General features: G+C 37.6%; 24 protein-coding genes. 10 read left to right on the top strand and 14 right to left on the bottom strand.

The annotated features are described in order from the left end of the window. Nucleotides 1-21 precede the first annotated feature (21 nt). The 3 genes from ASF92_RS17950 to ASF92_RS17940 all read left to right on the top strand — a co-directional run bounded on the left by ASF92_RS17950 (nt 22) and on the right by ASF92_RS17940 (nt 2,615). A complete protein-coding gene (locus ASF92_RS17950; protein WP_157263964.1) occupies nt 22-570 on the top strand; it encodes a hypothetical protein in 549 nt (182 codons plus the stop codon). Nucleotides 571-666: 96 nt separating this feature from the next. Next, nucleotides 667-1,194, top strand: a complete 528-nt coding sequence (locus ASF92_RS17945) for a DUF3347 domain-containing protein (protein ID WP_056096490.1) — start codon at nt 667-669, stop codon at nt 1,192-1,194. Between the two features lie 131 nt (nt 1,195-1,325). Further along, nucleotides 1,326-2,615, top strand: a complete 1,290-nt coding sequence (locus ASF92_RS17940) for a citrate synthase (protein ID WP_056096486.1) — start codon at nt 1,326-1,328, stop codon at nt 2,613-2,615. Nucleotides 2,616-2,688: 73 nt separating this feature from the next. On the opposite strand, the gene ASF92_RS17935 is transcribed toward ASF92_RS17940, so the two are convergent. The 5 genes from ASF92_RS17935 to ASF92_RS17915 all read right to left on the bottom strand — a co-directional run bounded on the left by ASF92_RS17935 (nt 2,689) and on the right by ASF92_RS17915 (nt 7,857). Continuing rightward, a complete protein-coding gene (locus ASF92_RS17935) occupies nt 2,689-3,813 on the bottom strand; it encodes a DUF3667 domain-containing protein (RefSeq protein ID WP_056096483.1) in 1,125 nt (374 codons plus the stop codon). A gap of 21 nt (nt 3,814-3,834) precedes the next feature. Then, a complete protein-coding gene (locus tag ASF92_RS17930; protein WP_056096481.1) occupies nt 3,835-5,220 on the bottom strand; it encodes a nucleoside permease in 1,386 nt (461 codons plus the stop codon). 178 nt (nt 5,221-5,398) lie between these two features. Beyond that, a complete protein-coding gene (locus tag ASF92_RS17925) occupies nt 5,399-6,013 on the bottom strand; it encodes a bifunctional nuclease family protein (protein WP_056097145.1) in 615 nt (204 codons plus the stop codon). A gap of 69 nt (nt 6,014-6,082) precedes the next feature. Then, nucleotides 6,083-7,054: an electron transfer flavoprotein subunit alpha/FixB family protein gene (locus ASF92_RS17920; protein WP_056096478.1), complete on the bottom strand. Its 972-nt coding sequence runs from the start codon at nt 7,052-7,054 to the stop codon at nt 6,083-6,085. A 65-nt stretch (nt 7,055-7,119) separates the two neighbouring features. After that, a complete protein-coding gene (locus ASF92_RS17915; protein WP_056096475.1) occupies nt 7,120-7,857 on the bottom strand; it encodes an electron transfer flavoprotein subunit beta/FixA family protein in 738 nt (245 codons plus the stop codon). 61 nt (nt 7,858-7,918) lie between these two features. Here ASF92_RS17915 and ASF92_RS17910 point away from each other — a divergent pair, with 61 nt between their 5' ends. Both ASF92_RS17910 and chrA read left to right on the top strand, forming a co-directional pair. Continuing rightward, nucleotides 7,919-8,254 carry a lipopolysaccharide assembly protein LapB gene (locus tag ASF92_RS17910; RefSeq protein ID WP_056096472.1) on the top strand — a complete coding sequence of 112 codons (336 nt, stop codon included), beginning with the start codon at nt 7,919-7,921 and terminating at the stop codon, nt 8,252-8,254. A gap of 123 nt (nt 8,255-8,377) precedes the next feature. Next, nucleotides 8,378-9,595, top strand: a complete 1,218-nt coding sequence (gene chrA / locus ASF92_RS17905) for a chromate efflux transporter (RefSeq protein ID WP_056096469.1) — start codon at nt 8,378-8,380, stop codon at nt 9,593-9,595. Between the two features lie 157 nt (nt 9,596-9,752). Here the strand turns inward: chrA and dnaB are convergent, their stop codons facing one another. Further along, entirely contained in the window at nt 9,753-11,315 is a 1,563-nt protein-coding gene (dnaB, locus tag ASF92_RS17900; protein ID WP_056097142.1) for a replicative DNA helicase, read from the bottom strand. Between the two features lie 198 nt (nt 11,316-11,513). Between dnaB and rlmB the strand changes: the two genes are divergently transcribed. After that, on the top strand, nt 11,514-12,281 hold the full coding sequence (rlmB, locus tag ASF92_RS17895; RefSeq protein WP_056096466.1) for a 23S rRNA (guanosine(2251)-2'-O)-methyltransferase RlmB: 768 nt from the start codon (nt 11,514-11,516) through the stop codon (nt 12,279-12,281). Between the two features lie 255 nt (nt 12,282-12,536). Here rlmB and ASF92_RS17890 read toward each other — a convergent pair whose 3' ends face one another. Then, nucleotides 12,537-13,628: a mannose-1-phosphate guanylyltransferase gene (locus tag ASF92_RS17890; RefSeq protein ID WP_056096463.1), complete on the bottom strand. Its 1,092-nt coding sequence runs from the start codon at nt 13,626-13,628 to the stop codon at nt 12,537-12,539. Nucleotides 13,629-13,642: 14 nt separating this feature from the next. Next, nucleotides 13,643-14,611 (bottom strand): SIS domain-containing protein, encoded by a 969-nt coding sequence (locus ASF92_RS17885; protein WP_056096460.1) that lies wholly within the window; start codon nt 14,609-14,611, stop codon nt 13,643-13,645. Between the two features lie 91 nt (nt 14,612-14,702). Here ASF92_RS17885 and recQ point away from each other — a divergent pair, with 91 nt between their 5' ends. From recQ to ASF92_RS17870, 3 genes are all read left to right on the top strand, one after another. Further along, nucleotides 14,703-16,892: a DNA helicase RecQ gene (gene recQ, locus ASF92_RS17880; RefSeq protein WP_056096457.1), complete on the top strand. Its 2,190-nt coding sequence runs from the start codon at nt 14,703-14,705 to the stop codon at nt 16,890-16,892. A 97-nt stretch (nt 16,893-16,989) separates the two neighbouring features. Next, entirely contained in the window at nt 16,990-17,802 is an 813-nt protein-coding gene (gene kdsA, locus ASF92_RS17875) for a 3-deoxy-8-phosphooctulonate synthase (protein WP_056096454.1), read from the top strand. 2 nt (nt 17,803-17,804) lie between these two features. Further along, complete coding sequence (locus ASF92_RS17870; protein ID WP_056096451.1) at nt 17,805-18,521, top strand: YqjF family protein; 717 nt, start codon at nt 17,805-17,807, stop codon at nt 18,519-18,521. Nucleotides 18,522-18,578: 57 nt separating this feature from the next. On the opposite strand, the gene ASF92_RS17865 is transcribed toward ASF92_RS17870, so the two are convergent. Further along, nucleotides 18,579-20,465, bottom strand: coding sequence for an OmpA family protein (locus tag ASF92_RS17865; protein ID WP_056096448.1), 1,887 nt, complete (start codon nt 20,463-20,465; stop codon nt 18,579-18,581). Between the two features lie 38 nt (nt 20,466-20,503). Next, on the bottom strand, nt 20,504-21,127 hold the full coding sequence (locus ASF92_RS17860; RefSeq protein WP_056096446.1) for a 7-carboxy-7-deazaguanine synthase QueE: 624 nt from the start codon (nt 21,125-21,127) through the stop codon (nt 20,504-20,506). A 106-nt stretch (nt 21,128-21,233) separates the two neighbouring features. Here ASF92_RS17860 and ASF92_RS17855 point away from each other — a divergent pair, with 106 nt between their 5' ends. Then, nucleotides 21,234-21,569, top strand: a complete 336-nt coding sequence (locus ASF92_RS17855; protein WP_056096442.1) for a Rieske (2Fe-2S) protein — start codon at nt 21,234-21,236, stop codon at nt 21,567-21,569. A gap of 75 nt (nt 21,570-21,644) precedes the next feature. Here ASF92_RS17855 and ASF92_RS17850 read toward each other — a convergent pair whose 3' ends face one another. From ASF92_RS17850 to lepA, 4 genes are all read right to left on the bottom strand, one after another. Then, complete coding sequence (locus ASF92_RS17850; protein ID WP_056096438.1) at nt 21,645-22,088, bottom strand: PIN domain-containing protein; 444 nt, start codon at nt 22,086-22,088, stop codon at nt 21,645-21,647. Between the two features lie 3 nt (nt 22,089-22,091). Continuing rightward, entirely contained in the window at nt 22,092-22,352 is a 261-nt protein-coding gene (locus tag ASF92_RS17845) for a DUF6364 family protein (RefSeq protein ID WP_056096435.1), read from the bottom strand. A 142-nt stretch (nt 22,353-22,494) separates the two neighbouring features. After that, complete coding sequence (locus tag ASF92_RS17840; protein ID WP_056096431.1) at nt 22,495-23,376, bottom strand: bifunctional 5,10-methylenetetrahydrofolate dehydrogenase/5,10-methenyltetrahydrofolate cyclohydrolase; 882 nt, start codon at nt 23,374-23,376, stop codon at nt 22,495-22,497. Nucleotides 23,377-23,455: 79 nt separating this feature from the next. Beyond that, on the bottom strand, nt 23,456-25,243 hold the full coding sequence (gene lepA, locus ASF92_RS17835) for a translation elongation factor 4 (RefSeq protein ID WP_056096427.1): 1,788 nt from the start codon (nt 25,241-25,243) through the stop codon (nt 23,456-23,458). Between the last annotated feature and the right edge of the window lie 65 nt (nt 25,244-25,308).

Genomic DNA, 25,308 nt, shown 5'->3' with positions numbered 1-25,308 from the left:
AATAATTTAAATACATCCAAAATGAAAACAATTACTAAAATTTTTACTACAGCGGCCACTGCAGTTGCTATTTTTGCCTCAACGAGTGTTAATGCCCAAACGATGGAAGCTACCGATATGAATCCTGCACCAAAAGGCATGGCCTTTAAAGTGGGTTTAGGAGTTAGTGGCGGTGTTTTTCGCGATAAGTCGCCGATGGATTATGCGTACGGTGCTGATTTGAAATTACAATGGGATTTGACACCTTACGTTGCACTAACTGCATCCGGGGGCTATACCAAATTAATTGCAAAAAATAATGGAATCGACGCAGATTTTATTCCTGCTAAAGGTGGTGTAAAAGTATTCCCTGTTAAAAGAATGTATCTGGCTACTGAAGCCGGTGCTGGTATTTCAATTCAGGATGGAGCAAAGACCAACTTTATTTATTCCGGGGGGTTAGGTTATGAGTTTGGCGGATTTGATGCTGGTATTAGGTACGAAGGCTATGCGAATGATAGTGCATCTACAACATACTTCAGAAAAACAGGCCAGTATGCATTAAGACTAGCTTACAATTTTAAATTATAATTAAAACGCCATATAATCAGAGCCTCCGGAATTTTCGGGGGCTTTTTTTATTTATTTAATATTTTAATTGCTATTTTGAGCACAAAACCAAATACAATGAAACGAATACTAGGAGTCGCAGTATTAACCGCATTAATGGCGTGCAACCAATCTGAAAACAAGACTATTGAGAATAAGGATTCTAATCAAGTCGATTCTTCTAAAAACACTTCAGTTGTAATTAAGGATCAAAAGAAATCAGAAATTTTCAGCCAATATGAGGATCTGAAAAATGCTCTAGTGAATTCGGATTCATCAGAAGCACAGAAATCTGCAATTAAACTTGAAAAAAGTCTGGCAACCTATGAAGGTTGTGAAAGTACGGCTAGTATTGCCAGGAAAATATCAGAAACGACTAACATTGTTTCTCAAAGAAAAGAGTTTACTGCATTAAGTATGGATTTAATTGCCTTTATTAAATCCGGTGAAATAGAAAAGGGCACGGTTTACGTTCAGCATTGCCCTATGGCAAATAAAGGAGATGGTGGAGATTGGCTATCTATAGAAAAGGATATTAAAAACCCTTATTATGGCAAAGAAATGTTAACCTGTGGTCGGGTAGTAGAAGAAATCAAATCGAAATAAATTTCAAACGCTGTATATTAATCATGATTGTTACGTCGCACTGACTAATATTTCATATTAAATTAACAGATTTGCTATGCATGTATATTAATTTTATATAAATTAGAAAGCTATAAATACAATACAATAATATGTCAGATATTGCAGAGATTAAAGTTGATGGTAAGACAATCGAATTACCGGTAATTACAGGAACGGAAGACGAGAAGGCGATTGATATTTCTAAATTAAGGGATTTAACAGGCTTTGTGACTTTGGATACTGGTTTCAAAAACACAGGCTCAACAAAAAGTAAAATCACGTTTTTAGATGGTGAAAAAGGCATTCTAAAATACAGGGGCTATTCTATTGAAGAGCTAGCTGAAAAATCCAGTTTTTTAGAAGTTTCTTATCTTATCGTTTATGGGGAGCTGCCAACTCAGGAACAGCTTGATGGTTTTCAGGCGGAAATAAGCAAGCATACACTGATACATGAAGACATGAAAAAGTTCTTTGATGGTTACCCGTCAAGATCTCATCCCATGGGGCAGTTAGGCTCTTTAATCTTCTCATTATCTACATTTTATCCAGAATGTTTAAAACCAAATCAGACTGCAGAAGAACAAGATTTAACGATAATTAAGTTATTAGCTAAGCTTCCAACTATTGTTTCTTTTATATATAAGAAATCTTTAGGCCATCCGCTTATCTATCCGAAAAATAAATACGATTACGTTACCAACTTTCTTTGGATGACTTTCGGTCAGCGTACGGAAGATTATGAAGTGAATCCAATTGTAGTTAATGCAATGAATAAATTGCTTATCCTGCATGCAGATCATGAGCAGAATTGTTCGGCTTCAACGGTTCGTATAGTTGGTTCTTCTGATTGTAATTTATACGCATCTATTGCTGCAGGTATCGCAGCGCTTTGGGGGCCGCTTCACGGTGGCGCAAATCAAGCCGTTATCGACATGCTTGAATTAATAAAGGCAGATGGAGGAGATACTGAAAAATGGATTGCCAAAGCAAAAGATAAAAATGATTCTTTCAGGATGATGGGTTTCGGACACAGGGTTTACAAAAACTTCGATCCCAGGGCTAAGATCATAAAAAAAGCTTGTGATGATATATTGGAGAATTTAGGTATTGACGATCCGATTTTAGCAATTGCTAAAAAATTAGAAGAGGCTGCGCTAACTGATCAGTATTTTATTGATAGAAAATTATACCCTAACGTAGATTTCTATTCAGGAATTATTTACAGGGCTTTGGGTTTTCCATCAGAAATGTTTACGGTTCTATTTGCCTTGGGCCGTTTGCCAGGATGGATTGCGCAGTGGAAAGAGATGCATGAGAATAAAGAGCCTATTGGTCGGCCACGCCAGATTTACGTAGGTGAAACGGACAGGGATTTTGTTGATATTAAAGATAGAAAATAGTTTCAGTCCAGGTAAAGACATAAAAAAAGCTTCTGATTTCAGAAGCTTTTTTTATGTTCCTTGTCGTCGATCACTAGGTAGCAACATAATAAATCAAATTTAACATTATCATTTCCGTTAAGGCCAACGCTATCGCATACAGTATGAAAATCATAAACATTTTGCCTATTACCTTTTTGCGTTGATAAAATACCTTCAAAGCATTAAACATATACCAGCAAATCCATACGACAAGAGCTGTTTCTATTATTGTAGATACCACGGTGTTTTCGCCGAAAATATATTTTATAAATGGCTTCGTCAAAATAGAAACAATGAAATATGCTGTCATTCCATGTATCGTAAATATTAAGTGATCAAGATAGTAGATATGGTTTTTCCTGAAGTTCCACATGATAAACAAGGCCAGCAAAGGCATTAATAAGAAATACTGTTTGGGACGATTGTGTTCCAAAGTTTCCTGTATTACTTCAGATTTCTCACCTATGGTTATGGAGCGTTTTTTAACCAGTCTATCGAACCAATTATCTCGTTCAGTTATAGGAAGGCTTTTCTGCCTGATTAAATAGGAAGCATAAGTACTGTCGTTTCTGTCATCGTGGATTTTACTGAATCTGGTTATAACTTTAGATAGTGAATCAGAATTTTTGGCTTTATTTATTTTTTTTAAATCAGCCAATACTATTTTCTGTTCTTGAAAACTCATGTTTTTAAAGTCTTCTCTATCTAAATCCTCATTAATACGCTTAGTTGTTTCTTTTACTATTCCAGGCGCTTTAGCTGCCAAGCCAACATTCGAAAAAACCTTTCCTACACTATCCAGAGCAGCTTTTCGTTTTTCTGATTGTTCGATGCTAACATGTTCTTTCTCTTTTTTTCGGGCGTGTTCAGGGGAATAGGCAACCAAAAAATAGACGATCGATACAAAAATATACATACTAACCGGGTTGATGTATCTTGCTCTCTTACCAGCTAAATAATCGAGTGTAACCTGCCCGGGTTTGGTTAGGAGGGGGCTTAGGGTTTGAAAAAATTTATTGTCAAAGTGAAAGTAATGGGCAATGCTATGGCTAATAAAACCCCAAAAACTTTCTTTTAATTCTAAATTAGGCTGGCCGCAATTGCTGCAATAATGGGTTTCAACGTGAGAACCACAGTTTAGGCAATTGTGTTCTTTTCTGTACTTACCTGCTGACATAAGGGGTTTCGAGATCTAATTTTAATGGGTTATTGCTTCAATCGCTTTTTCTTCAGCTCTTGTATGTTTGTGTTTAAATAGAAGTGCAAAGCAAACGGTTATAACCAATGCATAAATTGCAAAAGTTAACCATACACTATGCCAATCTTTAACCGGGATTGCTCTACTTAATTGTCCATCATCTAAAACTGATATACCTTTTGATCCCAGGAAATCTATTAAAAGTTTATTTTTTGGATCGGCACCTACCAACGTAGCCATTTCCTGTATACTTGTATAGGCTTTCGTAAAATATTTATCTATAATCCATCCTGACGTTAAACTTCCTAGTATAGCTCCAAAACCATTAGTCATCATCATAAACATACCTTGAGCGGAAGAACGTGTTTTCGGAGTTGTTGACGTTTCAACAAACAATGAACCAGAAATATTGAAGAAATCGAATGCCATTCCATAGACAATGCAACTCATTACAATCATCCATAAGCCATCAGCAGGATTACCAAATGCAAATAAACCAAATCTAAAAACCCAAGCTAACATCGAAATTACCATTACTCGTTTAATGCCATAACGTTTTAAAAAGAAAGGAATGGCCAAAATAAACAGGGTTTCAGATATTTGCGAAATGGATAATATTAAAGTTGATCTTTTAACTACATAAAGCTCTGCGTACTTTGGGAACATTTTAAATTCATCGAGAAATACGTCTCCATAGGCGTTAGTCAACTGCAATGCTCCACCCAAAAACATAGAAAATATGAAGAATAAGGCCATTTTGTAATCAGAAAATAGCTTAAATGATTCGAGCCCTAGTTTTTGTGCAAGGGATTTCTTTTCACTAATTAAATTTGAAGGCTTACAAGCTGGTAAAGTGAATGAGTAAGCCCCTAAAGCTAAAGCACTAAATCCAGCAATATAAAATTGATTTGCACTAGCTTTGTTTCCTGTTAAGTTAGTAATCCACATCGCCACAATAAAACCTATGGTTCCCCAAACGCGTATTGGTGGGAAGCTTTTTACAACATCAAACTCGCTATTTTTAAGTGTTGTATAGCTTATCGAATTGCTTAAGGCAATTGTTGGCATGTAAAAACACATGGCCAATAATATAACCCAAAAAAAACTATGCGGGTTGGAAACTTGTGGCAGATAAAACATTACACAGGCATACAAGATATGCAGAACAGCATATAGTTTTTCTGCATTAATCCATTTATCCGCTATTATGCCAGTAATGGTAGGCATAAATAAAGACGCAATTCCCATAGTGGAAAAGATGATTCCGAAATCGGCGCCGTCCCATTGTTTGGTTCCAAACCAATAATTTGCAATTGTAATTAACCACGCGGCCCATACAAAGAATTGCATGAAACTCATTACAGTTAAGCGAAACTTAACATTCATCATATAGTTAGTTTGGTTTTTTAATGAAAAGTTGAATATAGAACTATTTTAAGCCATAATTCAAAAATAAACCCAAATTATTTTAAACAATTTGGGTTAAGTTGGTTTTTTTATGCTGCGTTTTTTCAAATGAAATATAATCAGAAATGAATTTTTAAATATAATACAAGGGTCTTTATTATGATTTTCCTCTTTTATTCAATTCATCTCTCAATCTGGCTGCTTTTTCATAGGCTTCGTCTGCAATCGCTTCCTGAAGCTTTTGCTGCAATTCTTCAACAGTCAGGTCTTTAAAGCCTTGCTGGCTGTTCGAAGTTGGAATTGCATCTGCATCCGGCTCTTTCGCAATACTGTCCATATTTTCTAGAAATAAGAAATCATTTCCTTCGATTACAATCCCCGCAGAAGCCAAAATAAATTCGTACGTATAAATTAAAGCCTTGAATCTTACGGCCAACGCAATTGCATCGGATGTTCTGGCATCAATCTCCTGAGTATTCTTACCATCACTGCATATCAGTTTCGCATAGAAAACACCATCAACCAGGTTATAAATAATAATTTCACGGATGCTAATATGAAAAGTTTCGGCCATAGATTTGAACAAATCATGGGTAAGTGGCCTGCTTGGGGTCATCTTTTCAATTTCAATCGCGATCGCCTGCGCCTCAAAAGCACCAATTATAATTGGTAAACGCCTGCGCCCATTCACTTCCCCTAAAACCAGTGCATAAGCGCCGGACTGGGTTTGACTGTAAGATAAACCTACAATGTCTAGTTTTACTTTTTTCATATTTAATGAAGTCACATTGAGTCTGCCGAAACATTTGACCAACATTTCGGCAGACTCAGCATGACAAACTTATGCTTTGTGCGCTTTTAGAGCATCAATTAATTTTGGAACAACTTCAAATGCATCACCAACGATTCCATAATCAGCAACTTTAAAGAAAGGCGCTTCCGGATCTTTATTAATGACAACAATTACTTTTGACGAGCTTACGCCGGCTAAGTGCTGGATCGCGCCAGAAATGCCGATTGCAATGTATAAATTCGGACTGATGGCGATACCGGTTTGTCCGACGTGTTCGGAATGGGGTCTCCAGTCTGCATCACTTACCGGTTTCGAACATGCAGTTGCAGCACCTAACAAACCAGCTAATTCTTCAATCATCCCCCAGTTTTCAGGGCCCTTTAAACCCCTGCCTGCAGAAACCACTAATTCAGCATCAGGTAGGGAGATTTTATCCGTTGCACGAACGATATCTTTAATAACCGTGCCCAGGTCTGATTGTTTAATATCAGCCGCAAACGTTTCAACGGAGGCATCAGTCACATTTTCTTTGATACCGAAGGCATTTGGATTTAAAGCAATAATTTTATTTTCAGAAGTTAATTCGGTAACAGCAAATGCTTTACCCGAGAATGCAGTCTTTTTAACTTGAAACTTCCCGCCATCAATTTTTGGTAATTCTACCGCACCATCAGCTAAACCAGCTTTAAGTTTTACGGCAATACGAGGTGCAAGCCCTTTTCCTGAAAAGGAATTGGAAATCACCACAATATTAGCAGATTCTTTTTCGGCAGCTGCAGCAATTACACTTGCATAAGCCTGGTTTACAAAAGTTTTAAGCTGCTCTACGCTAACGTTTAATACTTTCGAGGCACCAAATTTTCCCAATTCCTTTAACTCACTTTCTGCTACATCGCCAATAGAAATTGCGGTTAAATTGGTAGATTGTTGATCTGCAATAGCTTTAGCATAAGAAACAGCTTCGAAAACCGATTTCTTAAACTTACCTTCAGCTTGTTCTACATATACTAATACTGACATATATTTCTTTCTATATCCTTAAAAAAGGATTGTGTTTAAAATTAATTTTTAATTGATGAAGCAGATTAGATAACTTTAGCTTCGCTGTGCAAAAGATTGATTAATTCTTCTGTTTGTTCTGCGGGAATTAATTTAACTGCACCACGTGGGGCAGGTGTTTCATATTTAGCAACTTTGGTTACTTCTTCAATTGAAACAGCCTCAATAACATTCAATGGTTTGGTTCTGGCAGACATAATACCTCGCATATTTGGGATTTTAGGTTCCGCAACACCTTCTGCACAACTTGCTATAAACTTACCTGAAACCGTAATTACCTCTTTTCCTCCCTCAATTTCTCTTTCAATTGTAGCAGTAGTTCCATCGGTTTCTAATTTTTTAATAATCGAAATAGACGGAATATCTAAAAATTCGCCTACCATTGCAGCAACCTGATTGCCATTATAGTCGATAGATTCGCGTCCGGTTAGGATGATATCGAAATCTTTATCTTTCGCGTATTCAGCGATTTGCTTTGATACAAAATAAGCATCCCTGGGTGCGGCATTTACTCTTACAGCATCGTCTGCGCCGATTGCAAGCGCTTTTCTGATTGTTGGATCGTTACCTGCTTCGCCAACATTAATAACAGTTACTGAACCTTTTCCTCCCTCCGTTAACTCAATAGCTTTCGATAAAGCAATCTCATCGTAGGGATTAACAATATATTGAACACCTGCAGTATTGAATTCGGTATTATCGTTAGTAAAAGTTATTTTTGTCGTCGTGTCGGGCACGTTACTGATACAAACTAATATTTTCATATAATTATGTTTTATATATAAGGTCTTTCTGCAAATTTAACTAAAAAAGCAAGGAATTAAAATGTCATCAACCCGATTAAGTAAGTTATTAGATTTTTTGGAGAGCGATCCAAATGATCCATTTATTCTATATGCCTTAGCCACAGAGTATAACGCCCAAAATGATAAAGAAAAGGCCTATTATTTTTACCTTGAATTAACCGATAAATACCCGGATTATGTAGGTACTTATTATCATTTAGGCAAGTTATACGAAAAAGATGATCAGAAAGAGAAAGCAATCGAAGTTTATCAAAAGGGAATGACAGTTGCCCGGAATAAGCGGGATATGCACGCTTTTTCCGAGCTTCAAGGCGCTTACAATTCGGTCGCAGGATTGGATTATGAAGACGATTAACCTCAAACCCCTGAAGGGGCTTTCAGTTGGCAATTTCAAATTATAATTAACCAATTATAGCTATTAACAATTCTTACAATTTACCAGTTAACCACTTACAACAATTAACCAATCCATCTTTAAATGCAGGCTAAACCCTTATTGGTTAGAAAGCAATGGCTTTTCATCAAAAATGTACTATTTTTTACATTTACTTCCTTTGGAGGTGCACAAGCACATCTGGCGTTGCTGTTAAAGTATTTTGTTAATAACACCAAATTCATCACTGAGGAAGAGCTTTTAGAACTAAACGCCCTGGCCCAGGTTTTGCCAGGTCCGGCATCTACACAGACCTTGGTTGGCATTGCATGGAAAGTTGGCAGGTTGAAGCTGGCAGTTATTACGTTTATAATCTGGATTTTGCCTACGGCTGCCATCATGACTATCGCCGCGATAAGTTATGCAATGCTGGATCAAAAACGGAAGTTTGCTGATATTTTGGAATACATACAACCAATTGCTTTGGGAATTGTGGCTTATGGCGCGTTTAAATTAGGTAAAAAGGTGCTTAAATCGCAGATGTCCGTATTTCTTTCGATAGCAGCTGTTGTAGCAACATTAGTATTGAGAAATGCATATGTTTTTCCTCTTGCTATTTTAATTGGCGGAATGATTTCCTCTGCAATTGAAACACCAAAAGAGGAGGCTGAACTAAGAGTTAAGCTTTTCTCAAACGTGAATCCCAGAAAATTGATTTATTTTTTTAGTGCGCTCTTAGTATTCGCCTTAGTTGGTGCGATAATAAACAGAACGTCTCCATTCAGTTTACCCATTCGATTACTCGAAAATTTTTACCGTAACGGAATCCTGGTTTTTGGCGGAGGGCAGGTCCTGGTACCATTAATGTATACGGAATTTGTAGAAATGAAGCATTACTTACCTGCATCAGGCTTTCTATCAGGTTTTGCATTACAGCAGGCTTTACCGGGGCCAACCTTCTCTTTTACGAGCTACCTTGGTGCCTTAAGCATGAAAAATTTTGGCTACGGTATATGGGGGCAAGTACTGGGTGGATTGATCGGCGTAATCGGGATAAACTTACCTGGATTAATTTTGGTTTTATTTATCGTACCTTTTTGGGATGACCTAAAGAAAATATCAAGAATAAGACATAGTCTTTCTGGTATTAATGCGGTAAGCGTAGGTTTTATAATTGCAGCGTTTATTTTACTGCTTATTCCGATTGGATTCAATTGGCTTTTTCTGGGGATAATGTTAGCGACATTTTTGTCCTTAAACTACACTAAAATTAGTCCGACAGTAGTTGTTCTGGTAGGAATTTTAACCAGCTATCTTTTTTAAATGCTAAACTTCGCTTAATAAGAGCTAAAAAAAATAAGACCATCATCCTGCCTTTCTAACAATTCTGGATATTATCTCGCCAGCATTTCCATTAGCTCGAAATAAAAGTTTATATATTAATTTTCCTACGATTCATCCTTTTTTCGTGAAATTAATCCTAGAATGGAGGATCCTCATCATTATAATCGTCCATTTTAGATGGACGGATAATCACATTACTTTGTTTTTCAAAATCCTGGGATGGATACATTCCCGAAGAAGGGTCAGATGCAAATGATGTCGGGGCGGTAAAATCTTCTTCTAGGTCCGTAAACTTAACAAACTTGCCAATGAACCTGAGCGGAACGATTCCTGTTTCACCATTACGGTGTTTTGCGATAATTACCTCACCAATACCGGCCTGTGATCTGCCTTGCTCATCTTCAGTAATACCGTAATATTCCGGACGGTAAAGAAATAAAACCATATCCGCATCCTGCTCAATCGAACCCGATTCACGTAAGTCGGAGAGCATTGGTCTTTTACCTTGTAAACCAGGTCTGCTTTCAACCGCACGACTTAACTGCGATAAGGCTAAAACTGGTACATCCAATTCTTTAGCTACAGATTTCAGAGCCCTGGATATACTGCCGATTTCCTGTTCACGATTACCGCCACCTTTACCGCCTTCGCCTTTACCATGCATTAGTTGAAGGTAATCAACGATTACCAATTGAATATCATATTGAGATTTAAGCCTTCTGCATTTCGCCCTGAACTCAAAAATATTTAGCGCAGGTGTATCATCAATAAGAAGGGGAGCCTCTGTTAAACGGCCAATTTTACTATGCAATTGCTGCCATTCCCATTCCTGTAGATTTCCTTTACGGATTTTTTCCTGTTCTATTTCTGCTTCCCCGGAAATAAGACGATTTACCAACTGGACAGACGACATCTCCAAAGAGAAAACAACAGTAGGTTTTTGAAAATCGACAGTTGCGTTTCTTGCGCAAGTTAATACGAATGCGGTTTTACCCATTGCCGGACGGGCAGCGATAATAACTAAATCCTGCTTTTGCCAGCCCCCGGTAATTCTATCCAGTCCTGTGAAACCTGTTGGAACACCGGTTAATCCGTCCGTTTTAGTTCTTAATTCTTCAAGAGTCGCTAGGGATTGCTTAATAATATCGTCCATTTTTTGCGTGTCTCTACGCAGGTTATTTTGAGCAATATCAAACAATCCTTTTTCAGCATGATCTAACAAGTCGAAAATATCGGTCGTGTCTTCATAGGCATTTGTTATAATATCCGTAGATATTCTTATCAGTTCCCGCTGAATGTATTTCTGAGAAATAATACGGGCGTGGTATTCAATATTTGCTGCTGAAGCGACCCTGTTAGTGAGGTTGGTAATATAATAGGCGCCACCAACCATTTCCAGCGTACCCATCTGCCTTAACTCAGAAGTGACCGTTAAAATATCAACCGGTTTCGATTTTTCAAACAACATGTGTATGGCAGCGAAAATCTTCTGGTGTGCCTCCTGATAAAAAACTTCAGGCTTTAAGATATCGATTACGGCTGATAAGGCATCTTTTTCGAGCATTAAAGCACCTAAAACTGCTTCCTCTAAATCTAAAGCCTGAGGAGGCAGTTTGCCCATTGAACTTACTGTGCTTGTTAATCTTGCTTTTCGGGACAAAATATTGCCTTTTCCACCTTGGTCGTTTTCGATACTCATACAACAAAAGTAGTTAAAAGTTAAGCCTTTTGTTTTAACAAGTTTTAAGTTGTTTGTTAACAAATTGATGTATAAAAAAATATAATTTTTTGTCCTTTTGGAAACTACGGGTGTTTTAAACAAATAAATGTGGATAAGATTAATTATGATTGGTGCTAAAAGATTAATTTGAATACTTTTGCCTAACAATTTTTAAACATGGATAATTATAGAAAACCGCAACGCGTAAAAGAAAATAATGAATTTGTATTCGGTATCAGAGCAGTTATTGAAGCAATTAAAGCGGGTAGGGATATTGAAACAATTTATGTGCAACGTGGATTAGGTGGCGATTTATTCCTTGAATTAAAAGCGTTATTGTCAGGAACACTTATCCCAATGAATTCTGTGCCGGTTGAGAAGTTGAATAGAATGTCGCAGAAGAACCACCAGGGTGTTATAGCGGTTATTTCACCAATTACGTATCAAAATATAGAGGATATAATTCCCGCGGTATTTGAGAAAGGAGAGGTACCGTTGATTTTAGTATTAGATAGTGTTACAGATGTTCGTAACATGGGTGCAATTGCCCGTACAGCAGCCTGTGCAGGCGTGCATGCAATCGTTGTTCCACTTAAAAATGCAGCGCAGATAAATGCTGACGCAATAAAAACATCAGCCGGTGCGTTATTCAGCATTCCAATCTGCAGGCACTCCAATCTTAATAAAACCTGCTTGTTTCTTCAGGAAAGTGGTTTGCAAATCGTTGCCTGTACAGAAAAAACAAACGATTTCATTTACGCACCTGATTACACTATGCCTGTTGCGATCATTATGGGATCGGAAGATGAAGGTATTTCAAACGAACTGCTGAGGGTTGCAGATTATTTGGCGAAAATCCCGATGGCCGGTAAAATAGAATCTCTTAACGTGTCAGTAGCTGCAGGTGTAATCCTTTACGAAGCAGTAAGACAGCGGACTTTATAAATCGTATAATGATCTATTCTAAATCACCGTAAATCGTGTAAATTGGTTAAAATATAAATTTAATGTCAAGGTAAACGGAAAAATATGCAGATGTTAAAAACAGACTATTAAAAAATTACGCTGGATTAGCTTTTTTTAATAATTGTATAAGATTCTTAGATTGAAAACCTACATTCACAATAATACAAGCGGCTTGCAGAATTAAACCCCAAACATCTAACTCAGTTCAAATATTTGGGGCTTGGGCCAAAAATATTATATATACTTATTACCGAATCTCGATTTTACTTCAGCTACAAATTCTTTAACTCTTTGTTCTTCATCGCGAGGACAGATTAGAAGCATATTGTTATTTTCAACTACAATAAAATCATGTAATCCGTTTAAAATAACCAGTTTATCTTTCGGTACATTAACCATGCAATTAGACGAATCGAACATAATTACCTGTTCAGACGGGATAACCGCATTGCCAACATAATCCTTTTCTGTCATCTCGTAGATTGAAGCCCATGTACCCAAATCCGACCATCCGAAATCTGCTGGTAGTACATAAACATTGTCTGCTTTTTCCATAATGCCAAAATCTATCGAAATATTGGTGCATTGTAGATAAGCGTTATTTATAAAAGCTTTTTCCCTGTTAGTATTTAAATCGTTTCTACCTGAATTAAATATTTCATACATATCAGGTAAATGCTTATGGAATGATTTCAGAATTGCTTTCGCCGACCAAATAAAAATACCTGCATTCCATAAAAAATCACCGCTTTGAATAAATGATTTTGCCAGTTCGAGATTTGGTTTTTCGGTAAATGTTTTTACTTTATGCAGACTCTTATCTGTATTAAGAATGTGGTCTGTATATTGGATATAGCCGTAACCCGTATCCGGACGATTAGGTTGAATGCCTAAGGTAACTAAGCAGTCATTTTCAGCAGCGGCATTCAGCGCCTGCTCAATAGATGTATTAAACCCATGCAGATCGGCAATTGTATGATCCGATGGTGCTACAACAATAGCAGCATTTGGATTCAATTCTGCTATCTTCATACAGCCATAAGCTATGCAGGGTGCCGTGTTTCTTAACAATGGCTCTGCTAGTATCTGGTTATCTGTTATTTCGGGAATCTGTTTTTTTATTAAATCCGAATATATGTCGTTAGTGACAATAAAAATATTTTCAGATGGACAGATGCTTAGAAAGCGTTCATAGGTGCTTTGTATTAACGTTTTCCCCACACCAAAAAAATCTATAAACTGTTTTGGGTACTCTGTACGGCTAACAGGCCAGAATCGACTTCCAACACCGCCCGCCATTATTAAAGCATAAAAATTTTTACTCATTTTTTATTAAACTGCTATACGATTCCTTCATTTAAAAGGTCGTGTAAGTGGATAATTCCAAAATATTTTTTTTGGTCTAAAACCAAAAGTTGCGTTATATTGTTTTTTTTAATCAAATCAAGTGCCTCTACAGCAAGTGATTGACGTTGAATGCTTTTGGGTGATTTACCCATTATGTCTTCAGCTTTTAAAGATGTAATGTTAACATTATTTTCCAACATTCTTCTAATGTCCCCATCAGTAACCACACCCAAAATTTCACTTTTTCCATCAATAACAGCTACAGCACCTAAACGGTTTTTACTTATTTCGATGAGAACTTCTTTGACAGAGGCTGTCGGACTTATGGAAGGCTTCTCATTAGACGAAGCTAAATCGCCAGCTTTTAAATATAATTTTTTCCCAAGGGATCCTCCAGGGTGGTATTTCGCAAAATCTTGTTCGTTGAAAGCCCGGCTTTCAAGTAAACATATAGCCAGCGCATCACCGAGGGCGAGTTGAGCGGTCGTGCTTGTAGTCGGCGCAAGGTTATGCGGACAAGCTTCTTTCTCAACGAATGTATTCAATATCAGATCTGCCTGCTGACCCAAAAAAGAGTTTTTTTCACCCACCATAGCTACTAATGTATTTTCTGCTATTCTTAGTAGTGGTACGAGTACCTTAATTTCGGGGGTATTTCCACTTTTAGAGAGGCACATTACAACATCATTGGCTTGTATCATACCCAGATCGCCGTGAATTGCGTCTGCTGCGTGCATAAATACCGCGGGCGTGCCCGTTGAATTAAACGTTGCAACTATTTTCTGGGCGATGATGGCACTTTTCCCAATTCCCGTTACGATGACACGGCCGTTGCACTTTAAAATAGTCGATACTACTTTTTCAAAATCGGTATTCAGGTTTTTGGCAACGGTTAAAATAGCAGCTGCTTCTAGCTCTAATGTATCCCTGGCGGATTGGATAATTGATTTTTTACTTTTCAAAGAGAAAAAAATTGTTTGTTAATACTTGAATTTGTTGTAAAATTATGTTATTTTGGATAGAAAAATAGCATCGCATATTTTATTACACAAAATGGACGTGAAAAAGTCGTTATTTGATAACCTGCAAAATTTTTTCGGGTTTGATAATTTCAAAGGTGATCAGGAGTCGATCATTACAAATATTTTAGAAGGCAATAACACATTCGTTATCATGCCAACAGGCGGAGGGAAGTCTATTTGCTATCAATTACCGGCATTAATGAGTGAAGGAACATCAATTGTTATTTCACCGTTAATTGCGCTGATGAAAAACCAGGTTGACCAGTTAAGAGCGTTTGGTGGAAATGACAGCATTGCTCATTTTCTTAATTCATCGCTCAACAAATCTGAAATTACCCAGGTTAAATCTGATCTTTTAAGCGGGCAGACCAAATTATTATACGTTGCGCCCGAATCCCTGACAAAACAAGATAATATTGATTTTCTAAATCTTATAAAAATTTCTTTTGTTGCTGTTGACGAGGCACATTGTATATCTGAATGGGGTCATGATTTCAGGCCAGAATATCGCAAGATAAAGCAGGTTATTGCTGGATTGGGGGACAATATTCCTATTATCGCATTGACGGCTACTGCTACGCCAAAGGTTCAACAGGATATTATGAAGAACCTCGGTATGACTGAAGCGACACTATTTAAATCTTCGTTTAACAGGCCGAATCTATTTTATGAGATTAGACCAAAAAGGGAAATCATAAAAGAAATCATAAAATACATCAAATCGAACCCCGGTAAATCAGGAATCATATATTGCCTCAGCCGTAAAAAGGTAGAAGAGGTTGCAGAAGCGTTAAACCTGAATGGCATTAGTGCTTTGCCTTATCATGCCGGTTTAGAACCTAAGATCAGGGCCGAAACACAGGATAAATTTTTGATGGAAGATGCTGAGGTTATTGTTGCCACAATAGCGTTCGGGATGGGCATCGATAAGCCAGATGTGCGTTTTGTTATTCATCATGATGTACCGAAAAGCATGGAAGGTTACTATCAGGAAACTGGCAGGGCCGGAAGAGATGGGGGAGAAGGCGTGTGTATCGCCTTTTATTCACAAAAAGATGTAGATAAGCTTGCCAAATTTATGAAAGATAAACCAGTTTCAGAACGCGAAATTGGTACCCAAATATTAAAAGAAGTCATTGACTATGCAGAATCGGGCGTTTGCAGGCGTAAGCAAATTCTACACTATTTTGGTGAAAACTTCAATGAGACGGGCTGCAATTGTATGTGTGATAATTGTAAGAAACCTAAAAAGCAATTTGATGCTGAAGCGCAATTGTCAACTTTGTTGAAGTTTATTGAGAAAACAGGAGAAAAGTTTGATGATGCCCACTTATTGAATGTTTTTCTTGGTTTAGAAACAGCCCAGACCATTGCATACGAACACAGCAAAGTTCTAGAATTTGGAATCGGTAAAGAAGAGGGCGAATTGCTTTGGAAATCCGTTATCCGTCAGGCTGTGTTAAATAATTATCTTTTTAAGGATGTTGACAATTATGGTTTACTCAAATTAACAAAGCAGGGTAAGGATTTTATTGTCAATCCATATAGTCTGAAATTTATATTAAACGAACCGATTGGGGATGGCGTAGAAGAAGATGATGACGACGCAAAGCATGGGACTGGTGCTTTAGATATGCATTTATTGCAGTTGCTAAAGGATTTACGCAAAAAAATCGCCAAGCAAAAAAGCGTTCCACCGTTTGTAGTATTTCAGGATCCGTCTTTGGAAGAAATGTGTACGCATTATCCGATTACGATAGAAGAACTTCGCCAGATTTCAGGTGTAGGTTCGGGCAAGGCGATGAAATTTGGCACACCGTTTATTGAGCTGATTAAAAAATATGTAGAGGACAACGACATTGAGCGACCAATTGATTTGATTATTAAAACCCAGGCCAATAAATCGCAGATGAAAGTTTCCATCATTCAAAATATCGACAGACAAATTGGATTAGAAGATATTGCAGACTCAAAAGGAATTACTTATGAAGAGATTTTGAAAGAGGTAGAATCGATTGTGAACTCTGGTACAAAACTAAATTTAAATTATTTCATCGATGAAGTGATTGATGATGATAGACAAGATGAAGTTTTCGATTACTTTAGAGCGGCTGAAAGCGATTCGATTGACGATGCACTCAATGAGCTTGGCGAAACGGATTACACCCGAGAGGAGATTCAATTAATGCGAATTAAATTCATGTCAGAACTAGGTAACTAGGATCTGATGTAAAGATGGTAAATTGGATGGAATATGTAGTTTGACGCTCGTATTAATGCCCACCATTACCGTTGTCTATTTACCCTTATAAATACACATGCTTAATTATTTAGATAAAATCAAAAATACCGACTCTGGCAATTTCTTTTTGATGGCAGGTCCCTGCGCAATTGAGGGGGAGGATATCGCCATGCGAATCGCCGAGAAGATCATCACAATTACTGATAAACTACACATTCCATATATTTTCAAGGGGTCTTACCGTAAGGCCAATAGGAGCAAAGGCACTTCTTTTACTGGTATTGGTGATGAAAAAGCACTACGGATTTTAGAACGGATTAGTCGCGAATTTGGTGTGCCAACGGTTACTGACATTCACGAAAGCGGTGAGGCTGCAATGGCAGCTGCTTATGTGGATGTTTTGCAGATCCCTGCTTTTCTTTGTCGCCAAACTGATTTATTGATAGCCGCTGCAGAAACAGGTAAGGTGGTTAACGTAAAAAAAGGACAGTTTTTATCTGCTGGTTCGATGAAATTTGCAGTAGAGAAAATTAAAGAAGTTGGTAATAATAAAGTAATTCTGACGGATAGGGGAAACACATTCGGTTATCAAGATTTAATTGTTGATTACCGCGGCTTACCTGAAATGCAGGGTTTTGGTGTTCCGGTCGTTATGGATTGTACACATTCCTTACAGCAGCCCAATCAAAGCAGCGGTATAACCGGGGGTAAACCCGAATTGATTTCGACTATTGCAAAAGCCGCAATTGCAGTCGGTGCTGATGGTTTATTCATTGAAACCCATCCTGACCCTGCAAATGCAAAATCTGATGGTGCTAACATGTTGCATCTGGATTTGTTAGAAGAAACTTTGAGGAAATTAATTCGCATCAGACAAGCAATTTTGTAATCTTGGCAACATCAAAAGTATTTCTCACAGCCGAATGGAGAAAACTCGCTTTAGCCCAATATTCGGTCGATGCTGATATTCTCAACAAGTATCTACCACCTCACACCGAATTGGACGATTGGAAAGGTAAGTATTATGTAAGCCTGGTTGGTTTTATGTTTGTCGATGTAAAATTGCGGGGATTTAACATTCCGTATCATACAAATTTTGAAGAAGTTAATTTAAGGTTTTACGTAAAATATAAGGATGGGGAAGAATGGAAACGAGGTGTTGTTTTCATAAAGGAAATTGTTCCCCTGCCTGCGATAACTTTCGTTGCCAACAAGATTTATAAAGAGAACTACCAAACATTACCGATGAAACATGTTTGGATTGAGCAGGAGCATCAACTCGAAGTAGACTATCTCTGGAAGAACAAAAACTGGCATAGATTTTCTGTAACTGCATCATCAAAAGCTGAGGAAATTGCCCTGGGCAGTGAGGAAGAATTTATTACCGAACACTATTGGGGTTATACTAAAATTGGGCCAGGTAGAACATCAGAATATGGTGTCGAGCATCCACGTTGGCAGGTTTATCCAGTTAAGAATCATAGAATTGAGGTAGACTTTGGAGTTAACTATGGTAGCGATTTCGCATTTTTAAATCATGCGACACCAGATTCGGTAATGCTTGCTGAGGGTTCTGAAATCAGAGTTTTAAAAGGAAAGAAGTTTTAGGTTTATTTGTTTCTTCCCAATAGTGAAGAGTTGAGGGCGATAAAAAAAATCGTTATATCAAATTTTAGTGATTACAAACGACGTTCTGCGGTTATTTTTTCGGCCGGCTTCAGTTTTGTTATCCGCAATTGGTTTGGTTGCTCCAAATCCCATGAATGTAAGTCGCTTACCTTCAATATTTTTTTTCAATAGATACTCGTAAACGGCATTTGCGCGGTTTAGTGATAGCTTTTCGTTCAGCTTTGCATCGCCAACATTGTCGGTATGACCTTGAATTTGGATATTTACATTGGCGTTTTGGTTTAAGAAATCGATTAACAAATCCAATTCTTTGATTGATGCAGGCAATAAATTATATTTGTTGGTATCGAAAAAGATATTTCTCAAAGTGACATTTCCACCTTGCTTAATTTTTTCGATATAGACTTCTATATTATAGGGCTTGTCAATATTGCCAGTTTTAAGTTCAAAGTTTTCTGAGTAAAACAAATAACCATCGGCACTAACATTAAAAAGGTAATTGCCTCCAATTGGCATTACCGCCAAAAATTGGCCTGTTTCGGGGTCGGTATAATCATCAAAAACAGTTTTGTTTGATTTTAAATCTATCACTTGGATATTGCTTTCAATTGTCTTCTTGCTGTCTTTATCTCTTACAATACCTTTTACATACGATACTTTTAAAGGTTTAGCAGCTTCGGGAATCCCAAAAGTATAAATGTCTTGTCCTCCGAAACCATCTTTCAAATTCGAAAAAAACATCCCCGAATTTCCATCAGCGCTAACGATTAAGCCACTTTCATCAGCAAAAGAATTTATGGGAAAACCCAGATTTATTGGTTTTTGAAACTTCCCGGTATCGTCCATTCTGCTGTAGTAAATATCTTTGTGACCAAAACCAGGCCAACCATCAGAGGAGAAATATAAGGTTTTTCCATCCGCATGAAGAAATGGTGTATTTTCATCATAAGGGGTATTTATTTCAGGCCCAAGATTAATCGCAGGTCCCCATTTTGAATCATCGGTTATCGTGCTTTTCCAAATATCGTATCCACCCAAACCGCCAGGACGATTGCTGATGAAATACAACGTTCTACCGTCCGGACTTATAGCCGGCTGCGATTCCCAATAATCCGAGTTAACCGGCTTGCCTACATTGTAAGGCTCGCCCCAATCTTCTCCTTCACGATGTGAAACATAAATATCACAACGACCTAATCCATCGTTACGATTACAACCTGTGAAAAACAAGTATTTGCCATCCGGTGAAATGGTTTGAGCACCTTCGTTATACCTTGTTGTGTTAATCTTTGTTGATAACGGTGTGGCTACATTCCATGAATTGTTTTTGAACTGTGAAGTCCAGAAATCCTCATTTTTATTTACCTGACGCGTAAAAATTAGGCTTTCTCCATCAGCCGTTAATGTAGGGAAATATTCAGAATCTGAAGAATTTATGCCCTTACCCATGTTTATAGGTGCATATTTTACAGGCGTTCTTATCGCTAGTGCAGCAAAATCGCAATCAGTTAAATATTTTTTTGCAAGTTTTGCCCACTTCGATATATTATCTAAAGCTAAAAATTGGTTAAAATGTTGTTTTGCCTTATCATACTCTTGTGTGGCAAATTCCATTTCCGCTAAATTATATATAGCTTCAGGTGCTACATTTTTGGTAATGGAAATCGCTTTGCGATAGGCCGATCTCGAATCGGAATACTTTTTTTGAGCCTTGTAGATGCCAGCCAATAAAATATGGGCATTTTGAAATAAAGGATCGACCTCAATAGCACTATTCAAAGCCTGTTCTGCAGATGCATAATCCAATTTTTCGATATAAGGGGCCGCTTTTTCGAAAAACGCTTGCGCCTTTCTGCTTGAAGTACCTTGAGCACAACAAAAGACACCGGATATACTGAAGAAGAAGAGAAACCAATATTTCATTACATTAGCATTTGGTGATCAAAGCTAATGTAAACTATTTAAGGAATATTTAAAAATTTGTGCGTTTGCAGCGATATTTCCCATTTTGGATTTGCCATAACATATTCGATAATCATGGGCGTAATTTCCTTGGATTTTGACCATTCTGGCTGTAGATATAATTTACAGGTTGGAGATACCATTGCAGCATATTCTTCTGCCCATTTGAAGTCACTCTTATTAAAAACTATAACTTTAAGCTCATTGGCAAAAGGAGTTATATCTGGTCGTGGTGCTTTAAATTTCTTTGGAGATAAACAAATCCAATCCCAGTTTCCAGAAAGTGGGTAAGCACCAGAAGTTTCAATAAAAGTCAAAATTCCTCTTTCTTTAAGCCTATTGGTTAAATAACCAAGATTGTAAATCAATGGCTCACCACCGGTAATTACTACCGCTTTTCCTGGAAACTTATCTGCATTTTCAACTATAACATCAGCTGTCGTAAGTGGATGCATTTCAGCATCCCAGCTTTCCTTAACATCGCACCAATGGCAACCCACATCACAACCGCCCAGACGAATGAAATAAGCTGCTTTGCCTGTATTAAATCCCTCGCCCTGTATTGTGTAGAACTCTTCCATTAAAGGAAGTAATGTGCCGTCTTCTGGTATGTCTTGTTTCATTTTTGAGGATGCAAATATCCTAAAAAAAAATGGTGTAGCAGTCCCATTTCAAAAATTAGTACAAAGATGAAATAACACTGATATTTAAAATACTTATTTTAGCTACATGAAGTGGTTAAAGGCATTAAACAAAGTTCAGATTCCACCAGTTGATTCAATTAAAACCATTGAGATAAACGGTAAACAGCTTTGTATCGTGAACAATGAAAATAAAATTATAGTTACTCAGTCTCATTGCCCACACGCCGGCGGTCATTTTTCCGGCGGCTGGTGTAAAAATGGTCATTTAATTTGTCCGATTCATCGTTATGCGTATAATTTGGAAACAGGAAGAGGAGCGGAAGGGCAAGGAGACTGTATTAATATTTATCCTACTGAGTTAAGGCAAGATGGCTTGTATATTGGCTTCGAAGAAAGTTGGTGGACTAAGCTTTGGAGCTGAAAGAGCAAAGAATAAGGATCAATGAACAAGGATTTTGAGCGTATTATTCTTAAATTTTCATCCCGGCGCTCATCTTTATTCTTTGTTCATTCGTCCTTTCTCTTGAACCAAATGCCTTTTAAAAAATTCCTGGCAATTCAAAACCTCAATCTCAGAAAAATAAAAATCTTCAATATCTTCTGTAATGATACATTTGCACTTAGCGTATTTTGCAGCGTAATATTCAAGGCCATCTTCAAAGTCGTGAATTGATTTGTTCGACAAAGTTTCTAATACACTTTTTGATAAATTTTCAGCAATCTTAATGTGTTGGCAAAGCAAATCGATTTTTTGTTTTGCCAATTGTGATTTATGTTTCTTTTCAGCAAAGTAAAAAGCTATAGCCAAACAAAGTGGCGATGTATAAATTTCGAATTTTGGATGCGACGCTAAACTTAAAATTCTAGACGAATAGGTATAAAGTGGATATTCCTTATTCAATACAGAAACAAGAACATTCGCATCTAAAAATATCTTCATCAATTATTTCTTAGAAGAGAAGAATTCGTCTTTTGAAGCTTCACGAGTTGGTTTTGGCGTTTTTTTATACTCTACTTCACCCTCAGCAACCATGCTCACCCAATCCGAAATTGGAAAGTCTTCTAAAGATTTGTACTCTTTAGCAGTAACCTGTGTTAATAGATGCTCTACCAGGCGAGAAAGACTGATGTTGTTTTCAGCAGCGTACTTTTTTGCCCTATCAACTACGTTTTGGTTAAAGCTTAATGTTAGTTTAGCATCCATTGTCTTGTTGTTTTAAACAAATATACAAAATACACGTATAATTTAAAAATAGTATACGTAAAAAAAAGCAGCTCAATATATGAACCGCTTTTGTTTTTGTTTTGAGCTTTGTCTTAGACCTTCTGTCCTTAAACCCTCAACATTAAGAATATATTTCTTTCCTGGCTGATGCCAATGTATTTTTTAATAAGCCAACAATCGTCATTAGACCTACACCACCCGGAACAGGCGTGATGTAGGAAGCCTGAGGCGCCACGTTTTCAAAATCTACATCTCCAAATAACTTAAAGCCAGATTTGGTTTCTGTAGAAGTTTCGCGGTTAATGCCTACATCAATGATAATGGCACCTGATTTAACCATGTCAGCTGTAATGAAGTTCTTTTTGCCGATTGCTGCGATGATGATATCCGCCTGTAAAACCTGTTCTTTTAAATCTTTGGTACGTGAGTGTGTAAGCGTTACCGTACAGTTACCAGGGTTTGCGTTACGAGCCATTAAAATACTCATCGGGCTGCCTACAATGTTACTCCTTCCGACCACAACGCAATGCATTCCGGTCGTATCGATATTGTATTCCTGTAGCATCAATAAAATACCATAAGGTGTTGCCGGTATAAAGCAAGGTAAGTTACGCATCATCCTTCCAAGATTTACCGGATGAAATCCGTCAACATCTTTGCGGTAATCTATGGTTTCTGTAACCTTTTCGGGGTCGATGTGATTTGGCAGAGGCAGCTGAACAATTAATCCATCAACATCGTTGTCTTGATTAATTTCTTCAATTTTAGCCAACAGTTCGGCTTCGGTAACTGAATTATCATATCGGTACAGGGATGATTTAAAACCAACTTTTTCACAGTTTTTCATCTTACTGGCTACGTAAGTTTCGCTGCCACCATCATTACCGACTAAAATCGCAACCAAATGCGGTTTTCTGCCATTCTCATTCAAAAAGTCTGCAGCCTCTTCAGCAATTTGAACTTTAACTTTTTCTGATACGTATTTACCGTCTAATAATTTCATTTTTAAGTATCGAGTAGCAAGTATCAAGTAACAAGATTGGCAAGTTGTCTTGCTACTTGATACTCGTATCTTGGGTCTATTAATCTAATTTCAAAACTGCCATAAATGCCGTTTGTGGAATTTCTACATTTCCAACTTGGCGCATGCGTTTTTTACCTTTTTTCTGTTTTTCCAATAACTTACGCTTACGGGAAATGTCACCACCATAACATTTTGCTGTTACATCTTTCCTTAAAGCACTAAGAGTTTCGCGGGCAATAACCTTTGCACCGATTGATGCCTGTATTTTAATTTCAAACTGCTGACGAGGTATCAACTCTCTTAGTTTTTCGCAGATTTTCTTTCCGAAATCGTAAGCATTACTTCGGTGAATTAATGACGATAACGCATCAACAGGTTCGTCATTCAATAACATGTCCAAACGGACCAAATCTGATTTGCGGTAGCCTGTCTGGTGATAATCGAAGGAGGCATAACCTTTAGAAATCGTTTTTAGCTTATCATAGAAATCGAATACAATTTCGCCCATAGGCATTTCGAAAACCAACTCAACCCTATCCGAAGTGAGGTAAGATTGGTTTACAATAATTCCCCGTTTTTGAATGCAAAGCGACATAACAGGACCAACAAATTCGGCCTTGGTGATAATATTTGCTTTGATATATGGCTCCTCAACCGAATCCAGTTTACTTGGGTCAGGTAAATCTGAAGGGTTATTTACGATAATTTCATCGCCTTTGGTGGTGTGTGCAATGTATGATACGTTGGGAACCGTTGTAATTACCGTCATATCAAACTCGCGTTCTAAACGCTCCTGAATAATCTCCATGTGCAGCATACCCAAGAAACCGCAACGGAAGCCAAACCCTAAAGCTGCCGAACTTTCTGGTTCGAAAACGATAGAAGCATCGTTCAGTTGCAATTTATGCATTGCTTCACGAAGTTCTTCAAATTCATCAGTATCAACAGGATAAATACCGGCAAAAACCATTGGCTTTACCTCTTCAAAACCCTGGATTGCATCCAACGACGGTCTTGCAACAGTTGTAATTGTGTCCCCAACTTTTACTTCTCTGGCTTCTTTGATGCCCGAAATAATGTAACCCACATCTCCGGTTTTAACTACGTTGCGTGGTGCCATATCCAGCTTCAAAATACCAACCTCATCGGCTAAATATTCTTTGCCAGTATTAATAAATTTTACTTTATCACCCTTTTTAATTTCGCCATTTACCACTTTGTAATAAGCAATAATCCCTCTGAAAGAATTAAAAACCGAGTCGAAAATTAAGGCTTGTAAGGGTGCTTCAGGATTACCAACAGGAGCGGGAACCCGGTCTACGATAGCCTGAATAATGTCAGGAATACCCAAACCTGTTTTACCAGACGCGGGAATAATATCTTCGCGCTTACAACCGATTAAATCAATAATCTGGTCTTTAACTTCCTCAGGCATTGCCCCAGGCAGGTCCATTTTATTTAAAATCGGGATAATTTCAAGGTCGTGCTCTAAAGCCAGATATAAGTTCGAAATGGTTTGCGCCTGAATTCCTTGAGATGCATCAACAATCAACAAAGCGCCTTCGCAAGCCGCAATAGAACGCGAAACTTCGTATGAAAAATCTACGTGTCCGGGGGTATCAATTAGGTTAAAATTATACTCAATATCTCCAACTTTGTAGTTCATTTGTATGGCATGACTTTTAATTGTTATGCCTCTCTCACGCTCCAAATCCATATTGTCGAGCAATTGCGCCTGCGCTTCCCGCTGCGAAATTGTCGCTGTATATTCTAATAACCTATCGGCCAAAGTACTTTTACCATGGTCGATATGTGCAATAATGCAAAAATTACGTATATGCTTCATCTTTGCGCAAAGATATAGTTTTTAATGGAAAATGTAAGGTTGAAAATCGTGGTCAAAAAGGTTTG

The organism is Pedobacter sp. Leaf176 (assembly GCF_001424305.1).
In the GTDB taxonomy this organism is placed as follows: domain Bacteria; phylum Bacteroidota; class Bacteroidia; order Sphingobacteriales; family Sphingobacteriaceae; genus Pedobacter.
This window is presented reverse-complemented; position numbering and strand designations above follow the sequence as displayed.

Coding starts and splice junctions, on each gene's coding strand:
- ASF92_RS17860 (WP_056096446.1), bottom strand. CDS start 21,127: ATGAAACAAGACATACCAGAAGACGGCACATTACTTCCTTTAATGGAA.
- rlmB (WP_056096466.1), top strand. CDS start 11,514: ATGGATAATTATAGAAAACCGCAACGCGTAAAAGAAAATAATGAATTT.
- ASF92_RS17850 (WP_056096438.1), bottom strand. CDS start 22,088: ATGAAGATATTTTTAGATGCGAATGTTCTTGTTTCTGTATTGAATAAG.
- dnaB (WP_056097142.1), bottom strand. CDS start 11,315: ATGAGTATCGAAAACGACCAAGGTGGAAAAGGCAATATTTTGTCCCGA.
- ASF92_RS17945 (WP_056096490.1), top strand. CDS start 667: ATGAAACGAATACTAGGAGTCGCAGTATTAACCGCATTAATGGCGTGC.
- ASF92_RS17920 (WP_056096478.1), bottom strand. CDS start 7,054: ATGTCAGTATTAGTATATGTAGAACAAGCTGAAGGTAAGTTTAAGAAA.
- ASF92_RS17910 (WP_056096472.1), top strand. CDS start 7,919: ATGTCATCAACCCGATTAAGTAAGTTATTAGATTTTTTGGAGAGCGAT.
- ASF92_RS17930 (WP_056096481.1), bottom strand. CDS start 5,220: ATGAATGTTAAGTTTCGCTTAACTGTAATGAGTTTCATGCAATTCTTT.
- ASF92_RS17935 (WP_056096483.1), bottom strand. CDS start 3,813: ATGTCAGCAGGTAAGTACAGAAAAGAACACAATTGCCTAAACTGTGGT.
- ASF92_RS17940 (WP_056096486.1), top strand. CDS start 1,326: ATGTCAGATATTGCAGAGATTAAAGTTGATGGTAAGACAATCGAATTA.
- lepA (WP_056096427.1), bottom strand. CDS start 25,243: ATGAAGCATATACGTAATTTTTGCATTATTGCACATATCGACCATGGT.
- ASF92_RS17915 (WP_056096475.1), bottom strand. CDS start 7,857: ATGAAAATATTAGTTTGTATCAGTAACGTGCCCGACACGACGACAAAA.
- ASF92_RS17865 (WP_056096448.1), bottom strand. CDS start 20,465: ATGAAATATTGGTTTCTCTTCTTCTTCAGTATATCCGGTGTCTTTTGT.
- ASF92_RS17890 (WP_056096463.1), bottom strand. CDS start 13,628: ATGAGTAAAAATTTTTATGCTTTAATAATGGCGGGCGGTGTTGGAAGT.
- chrA (WP_056096469.1), top strand. CDS start 8,378: ATGCAGGCTAAACCCTTATTGGTTAGAAAGCAATGGCTTTTCATCAAA.
- ASF92_RS17950 (WP_157263964.1), top strand. CDS start 22: ATGAAAACAATTACTAAAATTTTTACTACAGCGGCCACTGCAGTTGCT.
- ASF92_RS17840 (WP_056096431.1), bottom strand. CDS start 23,376: ATGAAATTATTAGACGGTAAATACGTATCAGAAAAAGTTAAAGTTCAA.
- ASF92_RS17855 (WP_056096442.1), top strand. CDS start 21,234: ATGAAGTGGTTAAAGGCATTAAACAAAGTTCAGATTCCACCAGTTGAT.
- ASF92_RS17925 (WP_056097145.1), bottom strand. CDS start 6,013: ATGAAAAAAGTAAAACTAGACATTGTAGGTTTATCTTACAGTCAAACC.
- recQ (WP_056096457.1), top strand. CDS start 14,703: ATGGACGTGAAAAAGTCGTTATTTGATAACCTGCAAAATTTTTTCGGG.
- kdsA (WP_056096454.1), top strand. CDS start 16,990: ATGCTTAATTATTTAGATAAAATCAAAAATACCGACTCTGGCAATTTC.
- ASF92_RS17845 (WP_056096435.1), bottom strand. CDS start 22,352: ATGGATGCTAAACTAACATTAAGCTTTAACCAAAACGTAGTTGATAGG.